This is a genomic window from Streptomyces sp. S465, assembly GCF_026898115.1.
GTDB lineage: Bacteria > Actinomycetota > Actinomycetes > Streptomycetales > Streptomycetaceae > Streptomyces > Streptomyces luomodiensis.
Window position 1 is genome coordinate 6,298,862 of the sequence record NZ_CP114036.1, and the last position, 14,312, is coordinate 6,313,173.

The window sequence follows — 14,312 nt, forward strand, 5'->3', positions numbered from 1 at the left end:
GTCCGACGAGGTGCCTGCCCTGCGCGGGAGCGTGCTCGGACCGCTGACGCTCGGCCTCGGCGCCCGGTCCGGGGTGCCCAGCGCGATGAAGCCGCGCAAGGTGCTGTCCCTGCTGCTGCTTCACGCCGGGCGGATGGTGCCGGTGCGGTCGCTGATGGCCGAGCTGTGGGGCGATCAGCCGCCACGTACCGGACCGACCACCCTCCAGACGTACATCCTCCATCTGCGCAAGCTGCTCGCCGAGGTGCTGGGGATGCCGTCGGCCGCCGTCGCCCGGGACGTGCTGCAGACCCGGCCCGGCGGATACGCCATGGTGGTGGGGCCGGGCCGGCTGGACGTCCATGAGTACCGCGATCTCGTGGCCGAGGGCGAATGCGCGCTGGGAGCCGGCGACGAGCGGACGGCGGACACCGCCTTCCGGCGGGCGCTGGCCCTCTGGCAGGGCCCGGCCCTGGTCGACGTCACCCCGCACGGCCGGCCGCTCCAGGCGGAGGTCGCCCGGCTGGAGCAGTCCCGGCTGACGGTCACCGAGCGCGGTATCGAGACCCGGCTGCGGCTCGGCGGCCATCTGGAGGTGCTCAGCGATCTCGCCTCGCTGGTCGTGGAACACCGCTTCCACGAGGGGCTGTACGGGCAGTACATGCTCGCCCTCCACCGCTCCGGCCAGCGCACCCGCGCCCTGACCGTCTACCAGCGGCTGCGGACGGCGATGACGGAGGAACTGGGGCTGGAACCCTCGTCGAGGCTGCAACGGCTGCAACAGGCGGTGCTGGTGTCCGACCCCCGGCTGGACCACGAGGCCGGGGCGCCGGGGCGCGGTCCGGTGGTGGCGTGACGGTGGCCGGCACGGCCGCGCCGCCCTCGGACGGCACGGCCCACGCAGGCCACGACCCTCAGGGGGCGTCGCCCTCGGACTCCCTCGTCCTCAGACGTCGTCGTCCTCCTCGTCGAGCCGGGCCAGCCAGGTCGCCAGCCGCTCCACCGGGACCTCGAAGTCCGGGTTGAGGTCGACGAACGTGCGCAGCTGCTCGGCGAGCCACTCGAAGGTGAACTCCTCGTCGCCGCGTCGCTGCTCCAGCTCCTCGATACCGCGATCGGTGAAGTACAAGGGTCGCTCCGGAAGGGATGGTGTGGATGTGCCAGCCCAGGATATGCGGCAGCGTCGAGCGGCACCGTGCGGTGCTCGGCGGACGGGGTCCGCTGACCCTGTCGGCCCAGACCGGGACGTCGAGCCGCCGCCCAGCCGAGCGGGGCCCCGTACGCCGGAAGGCCCGGCCCCGCGCGATGCGGGACCGGGCCTTCCGGGACGAACGCGGGAATCAGATCTCGAAGACCTCGTTCACCAGCGTCTGCTGCTCCGCCTGGTGCCGCTTGTTCGACCCCACCGCGGGCGAGGACGAGTGCGGACGGGAGACCCGGACCAGGCGCTCGGCGGCGGGGACGTCCGCGCCGACCGACAGCTCCAGGTGGTCGATCAGGTTGAGGGCGATGAACGGCCAGGCACCCTGGTTGGCCGGCTCCTCCTGCGCCCACACGAACTTCTCGACGCCCGCGTACTTGGCGATCTCGGCCTGGAGCTCCGCACCCGGCAGCGGGTACAGCCGCTCCAGCCGGATGATGGCCGTGTCGTTCGCACCGCGCTTGTCCCGCTCGGCGGCCAGGTCGTAGTAGACCTTGCCGGAGCAGAAGACCACCTTGCGCACCGCGGCCGGGTCGACCGTCTCGTCGCCGATCACCGGGCGGAAGGAGCCGGTGAGGAACTCCTCGGTCTTCGACGCCGCGGCCTTCAGGCGCAGCATCGACTTCGGGGTGAAGACGACCAGCGGCTTGTGGTGCGGGTTGTGGACCTGCCAGCGCAGCAGGTGGAAGTAGTTCGACGGCAGCGTCGGCATGGCGACCGTCATGTTGTTCTGCGCGCACAGCTGGAGGAAGCGCTCGATACGGGCCGAGGAGTGGTCCGGGCCCTGGCCCTCGTAGCCGTGCGGCAGCAGCAGGGTGACGCCGGAGGTCTGGCCCCACTTCTGCTCGGCCGAGGAGATGAACTCGTCGACGATGGTCTGCGCGCCGTTGACGAAGTCACCGAACTGCGCCTCCCACATGACCAGCGCGTTCGGGCGGGCCAGCGAGTAGCCGTACTCGAAGCCCATCGCCGCGTACTCGCTGAGCAGCGAGTCGTAGACGTTGTAGCGCGCCTGGTCCTCGGTCAGGTACAGCAGCGGGGTGTAGTCGTCGCCGGTCTCGCGGTCCACCAGCACCGCGTGGCGCTGGCCGAAGGTGCCGCGGCGGGAGTCCTGGCCGGCGAGCCGGACCGGGGTGCCCTCCATGAGCAGCGAGCCGATGGCGAGGGTCTCGCCCATGCCCCAGTCGATCGTGTCGTCCTCGATCATCGCCGCGCGCCGCTGGAGCTGCGGAAGCAGCCGCGGGTGGACGGTGATCCGGTCGGGGACGTTGACCTGGGACTCGGCGATCCGCTTGACGACCTCCTGGGAGACGGCCGTCTGGACGGTGACCGGGAACTCCGCCTGCGGCTCGGGGACCTCGGCCGGGGCCGGGGCCGAGACCGCGTCGCGGACCTCGGTGAAGACCTTCTCCAGCTGGCCCTGGAAGTCCTGAAGCGCCTGCTCGGCCTCTTCCAGCGTGATGTCGCCGCGCCCGATCAGCGACTCGGTGTAGAGCTTGCGCACCGAACGCTTCTTGTCGATCAGGTCGTACATCAGCGGCTGGGTGAAACCGGGGTTGTCGGTCTCGTTGTGGCCGCGGCGGCGGTAGCAGATCAGGTCGATGACCACGTCCTTGTTGAACGCCTGGCGGAACTCGAAGGCGAGCCGCGCGACGCGCACGACGGCCTCCGGGTCGTCGCCGTTGACGTGGAAGATCGGCGCCTCGATCATGCGCGCCACGTCGGTGGCGTACATCGAGGAGCGGGACGCGGCCGGGGCGGCGGTGAAGCCGACCTGGTTGTTGATCACGATGTGCACGGTGCCGCCGGTGCGGTAGCCGCGCAGCTGCGACATGTTCAGCGTCTCGGCGACCACGCCCTGGCCCGCGAAGGCCGCGTCGCCATGGAGGGCGACGGGCAGCACGGTGAAGTCGGTGCCGGCCTTGCCGATGATGTCCTGCTTGGCGCGGACCACGCCCTCCAGGACCGGGTCCACCGCCTCCAGGTGGGAGGGGTTGGCGGTCAGCGAGACCGCGATCTGCTCGCCGTCCAGACCGGTGAAGGTGCCCTCGGCGCCCAGGTGGTACTTGACGTCGCCGGAGCCGTGCATCGACTTCGGGTCGAGGTTGCCCTCGAACTCACGGAAGATCTGCGCGTACGACTTGCCGACGATGTTGGCGAGGACGTTGAGCCGGCCGCGGTGGGCCATGCCGATGACGACCTCGTCCAGGCGCGACTCGGCGGCCGCGTCCAGCACCGCGTCCAGCAGCGGGATGACGGACTCGCCGCCCTCCAGGGAGAACCGCTTCTGGCCGACGTACTTGGTCTGGAGGAAGGTTTCGAACGCCTCCGCCGCGTTCAGCCGGCGCAGGATGCGCAGCTGCTCCTCGCGCTCCGGCTTGTCGTGGCCGCGCTCGACCCGGTCCTGGATCCACTTGCGCTGCTTCGGGTCCTGGATGTGCATGAACTCGATGCCGGTGGTGCGGCAGTACGAGTCGCGCAGCACGCCCAGGATGTCGCGCAGCTTCATCATGGTCTTGCCCGCGAAGCCGCCGACCGCGAACTCGCGCTCCAGGTCCCACAGGGTGAGCCCGTGCTCGATGATGTCCAGGTCGGGGTGCTTGCGCTGGCGGTACTCCAGCGGGTCGGTGTCGGCCATGACGTGGCCGCGGACCCGGTAGGCGTGGATCAGGTCGAAGACCCGCGCCGCCTTGGTGACGTCGTCGTCGTGGCTGACGTCGATGTCCTTGAGCCAGCGGACCGGCTCGTAGGGGATACGCAGCGCCTTGAAGATCTCGTCGTAGAAGTCGTTCTCGCCGAGCAGCAGCTGGCTCATGATCCGCAGGAACTCGCCGGAGGCGGCGCCCTGGATCACCCGGTGGTCGTAGGTGCTGGTCAGCGTCATGACCTTGGAGATGCCCAGCTTGTTCAGGGTGTCCTGGGAGGTGCCCTGGAACTCGGCCGGGTACTCCATCGCGCCGACGCCGACGATCAGGCCCTGGCCGGGCATCAGCCGCGGCACCGAGTGGACGGTGCCGATGCCGCCGGGGTTGGTGAGGGAGGCCGTGACGCCGGTGAAGTCGTCCATCGTGAGCTTGCCGGCGCGGGCGCGGCGGACGATGTCCTCGTACGCCTGCCAGAACTCGAAGAAGTTGAGCGTCTCGGCCTTCTTGATCGCCGCCACCACGAGCTGGCGGTCGCCGTTGGGCTTGACCAGGTCGATGGCGAGGCCGAGGTTGACGTGCTCGGGCTTGACCAGGGTCGGCTTGCCGTCCTTCTCGGTGAACGAGTAGTTCATCGAGGGCATCGCCTTCAGCGCCTGCACCATGGCGTAGCCGATCAGGTGCGTGAAGGACACCTTGCCGCCGCGGGCGCGCTTGAGGTGGTTGTTGATGACGATGCGCTGGTCGAACAGCAGCTTGACCGGGACGGCGCGCACCGAGGTGGCCGTCGGCAGCTCCAGCGACGCGTTCATGTTCTTCGCCACGGCGGCGGAGGGGCCACGCAGCGTGACCAGCTCCGGGCCGGCGGAGGGCGCGGCGGGCTCGGCCTTCTTGGCGGAGACCGTCGGCTCGGCCGGGGTCGGCTTGGCCGGGGCGGGCTTGGCGGGAGCGGCCGGGGCGGCCTTCGCGGCGGGGGCCGCGGGCGCTGCCGCGGGCTTCGCGGCGGCGGGCGCCGGGGCCGGGGCGGCGGGCTTGGCCTCGGCCGGCTTGGCCGCGGCGGGCTTCGCCGGGGCCGCGGGGGCGGTACCCGGGGCTACCGCCTGGGGTGGCGCGGACACGGCGGAGCCGGTGTCCTGACCCGGCTTGTAGTCGGCGAAGAAGTCCCACCAGGCTCGGTCGACCGAGTTCGGGTCCTGGAGGTACTGCTGGTAGATCTCGTCGACGAGCCACTCATTGGGGCCGAAGGCAGCGGCAGGGTTACTCCCCTGCCCGTCCTGTTCATCGGTCGAGACGCTCGAGGTGTTGGGGGACTGTGGCGACACGGCGGCAACCGCCCTCTTCCGCTTCCTAAGGTGGTGGACAGCGGGAATAAAGGCTACGCCCTCCAGACCCTTACGTGCAGGCCGCACCGGTCATCCGTCGCGCACGTCACATTGATCGGCGGGTTTCGGCGCATGACGCACCGGGAAACACACGTGGTTCGTGTGTCTCCAGGGCCCGCATGCGCATACGTGCACCCGTTTCGCTCATATGTGCGCGGCCAGCTCGATTTTACTTCAGCTTTGATGTCACGGCGTGGCCGGTTTGGGTTCCTGTGCGGGTCCCGGGAGGCTGACCTTGATCCGGCAGCCGCGCGGGGACTCCGCCACCCTTATCCGCCCGCCGTGCAGGTCCACCGCCCAGCGCGCGATCGCCAGCCCCAGACCGGTGCCCCCGTCGCTGCCCGGCCCCGGCCGGCGGCGGCCCGCGTCCGCCGAGCCGTCGGGGGACAGCCCGCCCCGGTTGAACCGCTCGAAGACGCGGTGCCGCTCCGCCTCCGGGATGCCGGGGCCCTCGTCCAGCACCTCCAGCTCCAGGCTCCCCGGGCCCTCACCGCGCCGGGCGCGCACGGTCACCCGGCCGTGCGCCGGGCTGTGCTTCACCGCGTTGTCGATGAGGTTCGCCATCACCTGGTGCAGCCGCTCGGCGTCGGCGTGGGCGGTCAGCTCGGGCGGGGAGACGTCCAGGTTGAGATGGACGTCCTTACGGGTGTGCGCGCCCGAATGGGACTCCGCGCCCTTGGCCATGCTCGCTTCCTTGAGGATCTGGGCCAGATACGGCCAGACCTCGAACCGCCGCGCGTACAGCGGCACCACCCCGTTGTCGAGGCGGGAGAGGTCGAGCAGCTGCTCCACCAGGCGGCCCAGGCGCTGGGTCTGCCGCAGCGCGACCCGCATCGTCTCCGGATCGGCCTCCGAGACCCCGTCCACCACGTTCTCCAGCACGGCCCGCAGCGCCGCGATCGGGGTGCGCAGCTCATGCGAGACGTTGGCGACCAGCTCCTTGCGGTGGGTGTCCACCGCCTCCAGGTCGGCCGCCATCCGGTTGAACGCGGACGCCAGCTCGCCGAACTCGTCGCGCCGCTGCGCCGCCCGCACCCGCCGGGTGTAGTCGCCGTTCGCCATCGACCGGGTGACGTCGGTCATCTCGCCCAGCGGGGCGGTCAGCCCGTTCGCCACGAACTGGGTGATCAGCAACGAGGCGATGATCGAGAAGATGGTGATGACGCGCAGCTCGGTGTCGGAGTGCATCGCCGCGAAGACCAGCAGCGTGGTGATGATCACCGAGCCGACGACCAGCGCCCCCAGCGCCGCCTTGACCGAGCGGTACGGATCGAAGGGCCGCAGCGCCTCCCAGATCCGGGCCCAGGTGGCGCGGGACCACGCCCGCCGGCCCCCGGGCTCCCCGGGCGGCCGGCAGTCCTTGGGGGCCCGGCGCGCCCAGGGAACCCTGACCCTGGGCACCCGGCGTGACCAGACGGCCTTGATCCTGCGTGCCCAGGGGGCGCTTCTCATGCCGCCGGGGTCTCCAGGGCGTAGCCGACGCCGTGCACCGTACGGATCCGCTCCGCGCCGATCTTCCGGCGCAGCGCCTTGATGTGGCTGTCCACGGTGCGGGTGCCCGAGGCGTCCGCCCAGTCCCACACCTCGGCCAGCAGCTGCTCACGGGAGAGCACCGCGCGCGGGGTGTTCGCCAGGCAGACCAGCAGATCGAACTCGGTCGGCGTGAGGTGCACATCCGAGCCGCGCACCCGCACCCGGCGCTGGGCGTGGTCGATCTCCAGCTCCCCCAGGCGCAGGATGCCGCTGCGCGGGGTGTGCGCGGCCAGCGCCGCCCGCTCCACCCGCCGGAGCAGCACATGCACCCGCGCGGCGAGTTCGCGCATGGAGAACGGCTTGGTCATGTAGTCGTCGGCGCCGACGCCGAGCCCCACCAGCATGTCGGTCTCGTCGTCGCGCGCGGTCAGCATCAGCACCGGCACCGGCCGGCGGGCCTGCACCCGGCGGCAGACCTCCAGGCCGTCGAAGCCCGGCAGCATCACGTCCAGGACCAGCAGATCCGGCTGCCACGCCTCGGCCGTGTCGACCGCCGCCGGACCGTCGCCCGCCGTCTGGACCTGGAACCCCTCGGCGCGCAGGCGGGCCGCGATGGCGTCCACTATGGTCGGGTCGTCCTCGACCACCAGGACCCGGCGCTGCGCGCCGGGGGTGGTCGTGGCGGCCCCGTTGTGACCGTTGTGAGTCTGCTCCATACGCCCGCCCCTGCGTCTTCCGGTGTAACCCGCGGCTCGCGCCTGGTCATCGCTCAGCCGCGTTCGGTAGGCAAGCAAGCGTAAAGCCAGCGTAGGCGGCTTTGCTACGCGCCCCGAACCGCGAGATGCACGACGTCGGGAACACCACGGGCAACGGAGACCTCTTCCGTACGCACCTGTGTGAATCCGGCATTGCGGAGAGATTCCTCGAAGGCGGACGACGGCGCGGCCGACCAGACGGCCAGCACTCCGCCCGGGGCGAGGCGCGCGGCGCAGGCGGCGAGCCCGGCGGGGGAGTAGAGGCCGTCGTTGTCCTCGGTGACGGTCCAGTCGGGGCCGTTGTCGATGTCCAGGCACAGCGCGTCATAGGTCCCCGGGCCGGGCGCGCCATCGGTCCGCGGGGCCGGCGCGTGATCGGTCCGCGGGTCCCTCCGCAGCCATGCGACCAGATCGGCGTGGACGATCTCGGTGCGCGGATCGGCCAGCGCCCCGGCGGACACGGCCGCCAGCGGGCCGTCGCGGTGCCAGTCGATCACCGCCGCCTCCCGCTCGACCACCGAGATCCGCCCCCACCGGGCCTCCGCGGCCGCCTCCACCAGCGAAAACCCGACGCCGAGCCCGCCGATGAGCAGCGCCGGGGAGGGGCGGTCGGCGGGCAGCGCGTCGAGGGCGGCACGTACCAGCAGCCGCTCGGAGCGGCCGTCGGAGGTGTCCATGAGGAAGCACCCGTTGGCGATGATCTCGAAGACGGCGCCGCCCGGTCCCTCGTGGTCCGGGCCCCCGCGCCGCCGCAGCACCACCTCGCCGTACGGCCCCTCCCGGCGGTCGACGGTCACCGGCCGGTCGTCGTCGGCGGGGTGCGGTGCGTACGGCGTCGGCTGCATGGGGTGGGGTCCTCCCGGGTGGTTCCTGACGCCGCCATCCTCGCGCCGCCCCCGCCCGCGGGTCCAACCGCGGCCGTGGTGGCGCCGGCACGGCACCGCGGTGGCACGACGTCGCCCATGTCACAGCCGGCCGCGCGGTGAGATGACTCACGGTGCCCGGGTAGTTGTTCCGGTCATGGCGGACACGCGGAGCGGAACAGCGGGCCGGGCCGCGCTGACGCGCGCGCTCCGCGGCGTGCCGTTCACCCTCGGCTACACGCTCGTCCTGCTCGGCACCGGGCTCTACGCGACGCTCGGCGACCCCGGCACGGTGCACGATCTGCTCGCGGGCTCCAGCACCGACGTGTCCCACCTCTCCCGGCGGCCGCTGCTGACCCTGCTGGTCAGCGGGTTGTGGGCGGTGGGCGGCGTCACCTCGCCGTATCTGGTCGCCTTCCCGCTGGTGCTCGGCGGGCTGGAGCGGCGCGTGGGCGGGGTGCGCACCGCCGCCGTGTTCCTGCTCGGCCATGTGCTGGCGACGCTGCTCACCGAGCTTCCGGTGGCCCTCTCCGTCGCCGTCGGGCATCTCCCGGCCAGCTCGCTGCGCCGTCTGGACTACGGGGTCAGCTACGGGCTGATCGCCTGCGCCGCCGCGCTCGCCGGGCTGCTGCCGCCCCGGCGGCGGTGGGCGCTGCTCGGCGGGACCGGCGCCGTCCTCGTCGCCGGGAGTTTTGTCGGGGCCGATCCGCTCACCGGGTGGGGCCATGCGTTCGCCCTGCTCACCGGCGTTGTCTGCGGGCCGTATGTGCGGCGGAGGGCCAGGCGGCGGGCGTCGGCGCGGCACGCCGGATGTGGCATCGCTCACAGCGAACAGGTGACCGGGAACACGCGGAGGCCCTCCGCGCATTGAGTGGGCATCAATGCATCTGAGTCTTACCGACTCAACTTGCCTGCCGAAGGGGAGATCATGGCTTCGCTGTCCACACCGCTCACCCTGCCCGTGCTGCCTCTCGACGACGAGGTGGTGCTGCCCGGCATGGTGGTGCCCCTGGACCTTTCCGATACCGAGGTACGCGCCGCGGTGGAGGCCGCCCAGGCCGCCGCGCGCTCCAGTGGGGGTTCGGGCGGCAAGCCGAAGGTGCTCCTGGTGCCACGGGTCGACGGCACCTACGCCGGTATCGGCACGCTCGGCACCGTCGAACAGGTGGGCCGGCTCTCCGACGGCGACCCCGGCGCGCTGATCCGCGGTGTGCGCCGGGTCCGCATCGGCGCCGGGACCACCGGCCCCGGCGCGGCGCTGTGGGTGGAGGGCACCACGGTCGAGGAGATCGTGCCCGATCCGCTGCCCGGTGCCGTCACCGAACTGATCAAGGAGTACAAGGCGCTGGCCACCAGCTGGCTGCGCAAGCGCGGCGCCTGGCAGGTCGTGGACCGGGTGCAGCAGATCGACGACGTGGCGCAGCTCGCCGACAACTCCGGCTACTCGCCCTTCCTGACCGTCGCCCAGCGCGTCGAGCTGCTGGAGACCGCCGACCCGGTGGCCCGCCTCAAGCTCGCCGTCACCTGGCTCAGCGAGCACCTCGCCGAGCAGGACGTCGCCGAGTCGATCGCCAAGGACGTCCAGGAGGGCGTCGACAAGCAGCAGCGCGAGTTCCTGCTGCGGCGCCAGCTCGAAGCGGTCCGTAAGGAGCTCGCCGAACTCAACGGAGACCCGGAGGACGAATCCGACGACTACCGGGCCCGCGTCGAGGCCGCCGATCTGCCGGACAAGGTCCGCGAGGCCGCCCTGAAGGAGGTCGACAAGCTGGAGCGGGCCAGCGACCAGAGCCCCGAGGGCAGCTGGATCCGCACCTGGCTGGACACCGTCCTGGAGCTGCCGTGGAACGAGCGCACCGAGGACGCCTACGACATCCCCGGCGCCAAGGCCGTGCTCGACGCCGACCACGCGGGGCTGGAGGACGTCAAGGAGCGGATCACCGAGTACCTGGCGGTGCGCAAGCGCCGTGCCGACCGCGGCCTCGGCGTCGTCGGCGGCCGCCGGGGCGGCGCGGTGCTCGCCCTGGTGGGCCCGCCCGGCGTCGGCAAGACCAGCCTGGGCGAGAGCGTCGCCCGCGCGATGGGGCGGAAGTTCGTCCGGGTCGCCCTCGGCGGCGTCCGCGACGAGGCGGAGATCCGCGGCCACCGGCGCACCTACGTGGGCGCGCTGCCCGGCCGGGTCGTACGGGCCATCAAGGAGGCGGGCTCCATGAACCCCGTCGTCCTCCTCGACGAGATCGACAAGGTGGGCTCCGACTTCCGCGGCGACCCCGCCGCGGCTCTGCTGGAGGTCCTGGACCCGGCGCAGAACCACACCTTCCGCGACCACTACCTGGAGGTCGAACTCGACCTCAGCGATGTGGTCTTCCTGGCCACCGCCAACGTCCTGGAGGCCATCCCGGAGGCGCTGCTGGACCGCATGGAGCTGGTGCGCCTGGACGGCTACACCGAGGACGAGAAGGTCACCATCGCCCGTGACCACCTGCTGCCCCGGCAGCTGGAGCGGGCCGGCCTGGAGCCGGGCGAGGTCACGCTGGGGGACGAGGCGCTGCGCAAGCTGGCGGGCGAGTACACCCGCGAGGCGGGGGTGCGGACCCTGGAGCGGTCCATCGCCCGGCTGCTGCGCAAGGTGGCCGCCCAGCACGAGCTGGGCGAGCGCGAACTGCCCTTCGCCATCGGCGTGCCGGAGCTGCGCCCGCTGATCGGCCGGCCGCACCACACCCCCGAGTCCGCCCAGGACCCGGCCGAGCGCCGCACCGCCGTCCCCGGCGTGGCGACCGGGCTCGCGGTCACCGGCGCGGGCGGTGACGTGCTGTTCGTGGAGGCGTCGCTGGCCGACCCGGAGACGGGCGGCGCGGGGCTGGTCCTCACCGGTCAGCTCGGCGACGTCATGAAGGAGTCCGCCCAGATCGCGCTCTCCTTCCTGCGCTCCCACGGCGCGGAGCTGGAGCTGCCGGTCGGCGACCTGAAGGAGCGCGGCGTCCACCTCCACGTCCCGGCGGGCGCGGTGCCCAAGGACGGCCCGAGCGCGGGCATCACCATGACCACCGCCCTGGCCTCGCTGCTCTCCGGCCGCCAGGTGCGCCCGGACGTGGCGATGACCGGCGAGGTCTCCCTGACCGGGCGGGTGCTGCCCATCGGCGGTGTCAAGCAGAAGCTGCTGGCGGCGCACCGGGCCGGGGTGACCACCGTGATCATCCCCAAGCGCAACGAGCCCGACCTGGACGACGTCCCCGCCGAGGTCCTGGACAGGCTCGACGTCCACCCGATCTCCGACGTCCGCCAGGTCCTGGAGCTGGCCCTGGAACCGGCCCGGACGGCCGCCCCCGAGGTTCCGGCAGCGGCGTGACGGACGCTGCCGGTAGCGCCGTGGCCCGGGGCCCCGTGTCGAACGGGGTTTCGGGCCACGCGTGACCTGTCGGCCGTGCGTATCGTTGGACCAACCCCCCGCATACGTTCGGTGTGCGGCGGGGAGGAGCGGCACGGTGACCGTCATGGAGATTGACCGGATCGACACTGACAGGATCGAGATGCCCGACCGCAGCGGCGAGCTGACCTTGGACGCGATGTTCGAGGCGCTCGAGAAGATGCCCGTCCCCGAGGGAATCAAGGTCGAGATTGTCGAGGGGAACATCTTCATGTCGCTGCAGCGGGACACCCACTGGGACATCATCCTGGACATCGTCGAGCAGCTGCGGGCGCGTTACCCGCGCAAGCGGATCAAGTCGGACGTCCGTATCGACTACCCCGGCTATCTCAATGGTTTCGCGACCGATGTGACACTGATCGCCGAGGGGGCCGTCAAGGACGCCAGGGGGCGCTGGCGCTACCAGGACGTCGAATTCGTCGCCGAAGTGATCTCGAAGCGCACGGGCGCCAATGACTACGGCTCGAAGAAGGTCACCTATGCGCAGGCCGGGGTCCCCGTCTACCTGATCGCCGATCCGTACACCGGCAGGTGCCGTCTGTTCACCGACCCCAAGGACGGTGAGTACCTCACCGAGGTGTCCGTCGCGTTCGGGAAGGACCTCGACCTGACCGACACCGCCGTCGGCCTGACGCTCAAGACCGGCGAGTTCCCCCGCGACTGACCCCACTTCCCGCTGCCTGGCTCCCACCGGGCCGGGCAGCGCGCCTCGCGACATGGCCGACCCCGGCGTACGGACAGACCTGTCCGTGCGCCGGGGTCGGGGAACGCCGCGTGTGGGGGGTGGGGTGAGGCAAGGTGCGGGGCTCAGCCGTTGGCGAGGGCCTGGAGCCGGTCCATGGCGCCGTTGAACTTGTTGTGGTCGCCGACCGTCGCACCGGAAGAGGTGTACTGCCAGATGGTGTGGAAGCCCCAGCCCGCCGGAAGTTCGCCGACGGACGAGCCGTAGCGCGGAATCCACAGGGGGTTGATGGAGCCGAAGGCGGCGGAGTTGCCCGTGCAGCTCTTCCACCAGCTGGTGGAGGTGTAGATCACCGGGTCACGTCCGGTGCGCGCCTTGTAGGTGTTGCTGAAGTCCTTGACCCAGTTGACCATCGCGCTCGCGCTCAGCCCGTAGCAGGTCGCGCCGTAGGGGTTGTACTCCATGTCGAGCGCGCCCGGCAGCGTCTTGCCGTCCTTGGACCAGCCGCCGCCGTGGTCGACGAAGTAGTTGGCCTGTGCGGCGCCGCTCGAGTTGTCTGGCAGGGCGAAGTGGTACGCGCCCCGGATCATGCCGACGTTGTACGAGCCGTTGTACTGCTGGGCGAAGTACGGGTTGATGTAGCTGGTGCCCTCGGTCGCCTTGACATAGGCGAACCGGACGCCGCTGCTCCACAGTGTTGCCCAGGCGACATTGCCCTGGTGGCTGCTGACGTCCACGCCCTCGACGGTGGCGAGCAGCCCCGGCGGCTCCGCGCCGGTCGTGGAACCGCCCTCGTGCTTGAGTATCTGGGAACCCGCCCAGTCGTCCTCGGGATGGGGAATGGCCTTGGCACCACGGCCCTGGGCGGCGAAGGCCGAACCGGGCAGTGCGAAGGTCACGGCGAGGAGAGTGGCGAGAATACCGATCAGCGCACTGAGGGCGCGTCGGGCCGAACCAGGTCTGTGCACGGGCATGGCGTTGCCTCCGAAGCCTCGGTGGGGGGGAGAGGGACATCCGATTGGAATGACCATGTCAGTCAGCAGGGACGCTACGGGCGTAGATAGACGGGTGGAAGAGGGGAGGTGTGATGCCGTTGGTCTAATCCTGCGAAATACTGGTGGAGCTGCGGTAACAACCGGGCGTGGTAGAAACTTTCACGAAGTGAAAACCCGGAGAGGGCTCTGACGTGCACAACAACGGGGCAATGCCCCCCGAGCGGGGTGAGGGCGGCACCGTGGGCGGAGTCGGTGTGGACCATGCATTCCTGGCCCTGGAACGCGAATTGGCGGTTTTCCTCCGCAGGGCCCGATCCGCTTCCGGGGAATTGGCCCGGGAGGTCCATCCCGAGCTGGAATCCTCCGCCTATGGGCTGCTGATGCGGCTGGAGGACGCCGGTCCGCAGCGCGCCACCGACCTCGCGGGCTTCGTCGGCGTCGGAAAGGCCACGATGAGCCGCCAGCTCCGGTCCCTGGAGGAGCTCGGACTGGTGACGCGGACCCCCGATCCGGCCGACGGCCGGGCCTTTCTGGTGGAGCTGACCGAGGAGGGCCGCAGCCGCTTCCGCGCCGTACGGGTCGCCCGGCGGGCCCGCTATGCCCGCCGGCTCGCCGCGTGGGAGCGCAGCGAGGTCGCCGAACTCGCCAGGCTGCTGCACCGGTTGAACGCGGAGCAGGAGGCCGACGACCCCGGTCAGGCAGCGCGTACGGCGCAGGAGTAGGGCGCTCATACACGTCAGGATCGGCGAGCCCCGCGCATCCGGCGACGCGGATGTGGCAACCGCGCTACTCCGTGCCCCGCCTGCTCCATGCCCCACGACACCCAGTGCCACGCCCTGCGCCGACGTGCGCCTGGGCCGGCGCCTGTGTCGGTGTGCGTCTGCCTGGGCCTGCGTCTGCGTCTGTGTGTCTGTCT

The 14,312-nt window shown here is 71.3% G+C and carries 11 protein-coding genes; 5 read left to right on the forward strand and 6 right to left on the reverse strand.

What is annotated here, in order from left to right; all coding sequences use genetic code 11:
* Nucleotides 1-19: 19 nt before the first annotated feature.
* A complete protein-coding gene (locus tag N6H00_RS26785; RefSeq protein ID WP_268977124.1) occupies nt 20-835 on the forward strand; it encodes an AfsR/SARP family transcriptional regulator in 816 nt (271 codons plus the stop codon).
* Between the two features lie 90 nt (nt 836-925).
* On the opposite strand, the gene N6H00_RS26790 is transcribed toward N6H00_RS26785, so the two are convergent.
* The 5 genes from N6H00_RS26790 to N6H00_RS26810 all read right to left on the reverse strand — a co-directional run bounded on the left by N6H00_RS26790 (nt 926) and on the right by N6H00_RS26810 (nt 8,277).
* Nucleotides 926-1,108, reverse strand: coding sequence for a DUF6104 family protein (locus N6H00_RS26790; RefSeq protein WP_030823239.1), 183 nt, complete (start codon nt 1,106-1,108; stop codon nt 926-928).
* Between the two features lie 211 nt (nt 1,109-1,319).
* Nucleotides 1,320-5,144, reverse strand: coding sequence for a multifunctional oxoglutarate decarboxylase/oxoglutarate dehydrogenase thiamine pyrophosphate-binding subunit/dihydrolipoyllysine-residue succinyltransferase subunit (locus tag N6H00_RS26795; protein WP_268974379.1), 3,825 nt, complete (start codon nt 5,142-5,144; stop codon nt 1,320-1,322).
* Between the two features lie 246 nt (nt 5,145-5,390).
* Nucleotides 5,391-6,656: a sensor histidine kinase gene (locus N6H00_RS26800; protein ID WP_268974380.1), complete on the reverse strand. Its 1,266-nt coding sequence runs from the start codon at nt 6,654-6,656 to the stop codon at nt 5,391-5,393.
* Nucleotides 6,653-7,393: a response regulator transcription factor gene (locus N6H00_RS26805; protein WP_086709713.1), complete on the reverse strand. Its 741-nt coding sequence runs from the start codon at nt 7,391-7,393 to the stop codon at nt 6,653-6,655. Before N6H00_RS26805 ends, N6H00_RS26800 begins: the two co-directional genes overlap by 4 nt.
* A 104-nt stretch (nt 7,394-7,497) precedes the next feature.
* Nucleotides 7,498-8,277 carry a spermidine synthase gene (locus N6H00_RS26810; RefSeq protein ID WP_268974381.1) on the reverse strand — a complete coding sequence of 260 codons (780 nt, stop codon included), beginning with the start codon at nt 8,275-8,277 and terminating at the stop codon, nt 7,498-7,500.
* A gap of 175 nt (nt 8,278-8,452) precedes the next feature.
* Between N6H00_RS26810 and N6H00_RS26815 the strand changes: the two genes are divergently transcribed.
* The 3 genes from N6H00_RS26815 (at nt 8,453) to N6H00_RS26825 (ending at nt 12,383) form a co-directional block, all read left to right on the forward strand.
* A complete protein-coding gene (locus N6H00_RS26815; RefSeq protein ID WP_268974382.1) occupies nt 8,453-9,166 on the forward strand; it encodes a rhomboid-like protein in 714 nt (237 codons plus the stop codon).
* A 57-nt stretch (nt 9,167-9,223) separates the two neighbouring features.
* A complete protein-coding gene (lon, locus tag N6H00_RS26820) occupies nt 9,224-11,641 on the forward strand; it encodes an endopeptidase La (RefSeq protein WP_268974383.1) in 2,418 nt (805 codons plus the stop codon).
* Nucleotides 11,642-11,786: 145 nt separating this feature from the next.
* Nucleotides 11,787-12,383 (forward strand): Uma2 family endonuclease, encoded by a 597-nt coding sequence (locus tag N6H00_RS26825; protein WP_268974384.1) that lies wholly within the window; start codon nt 11,787-11,789, stop codon nt 12,381-12,383.
* Between the two features lie 143 nt (nt 12,384-12,526).
* Here the strand turns inward: N6H00_RS26825 and N6H00_RS26830 are convergent, their stop codons facing one another.
* The gene (locus N6H00_RS26830) at nt 12,527-13,375 is read right to left on the reverse strand and encodes a lysozyme (protein WP_268974385.1); all 849 of its coding nucleotides are present in this window, start codon (nt 13,373-13,375) and stop codon (nt 12,527-12,529) included.
* Between the two features lie 230 nt (nt 13,376-13,605).
* Here N6H00_RS26830 and N6H00_RS26835 point away from each other — a divergent pair, with 230 nt between their 5' ends.
* Nucleotides 13,606-14,118 (forward strand): MarR family winged helix-turn-helix transcriptional regulator, encoded by a 513-nt coding sequence (locus N6H00_RS26835; protein ID WP_268974386.1) that lies wholly within the window; start codon nt 13,606-13,608, stop codon nt 14,116-14,118.
* The last annotated feature ends 194 nt before the right edge of the window (nt 14,119-14,312 follow it).

Coding starts and splice junctions, on each gene's coding strand:
- N6H00_RS26800 (WP_268974380.1), bottom strand. CDS start 6,656: ATGAGAAGCGCCCCCTGGGCACGCAGGATCAAGGCCGTCTGGTCACGC.
- N6H00_RS26805 (WP_086709713.1), bottom strand. CDS start 7,393: ATGGAGCAGACTCACAACGGTCACAACGGGGCCGCCACGACCACCCCC.
- N6H00_RS26810 (WP_268974381.1), bottom strand. CDS start 8,277: ATGCAGCCGACGCCGTACGCACCGCACCCCGCCGACGACGACCGGCCG.
- N6H00_RS26815 (WP_268974382.1), top strand. CDS start 8,453: ATGGCGGACACGCGGAGCGGAACAGCGGGCCGGGCCGCGCTGACGCGC.
- lon (WP_268974383.1), top strand. CDS start 9,224: ATGGCTTCGCTGTCCACACCGCTCACCCTGCCCGTGCTGCCTCTCGAC.
- N6H00_RS26825 (WP_268974384.1), top strand. CDS start 11,787: ATGGAGATTGACCGGATCGACACTGACAGGATCGAGATGCCCGACCGC.
- N6H00_RS26830 (WP_268974385.1), bottom strand. CDS start 13,375: ATGCCCGTGCACAGACCTGGTTCGGCCCGACGCGCCCTCAGTGCGCTG.
- N6H00_RS26835 (WP_268974386.1), top strand. CDS start 13,606: ATGCCCCCCGAGCGGGGTGAGGGCGGCACCGTGGGCGGAGTCGGTGTG.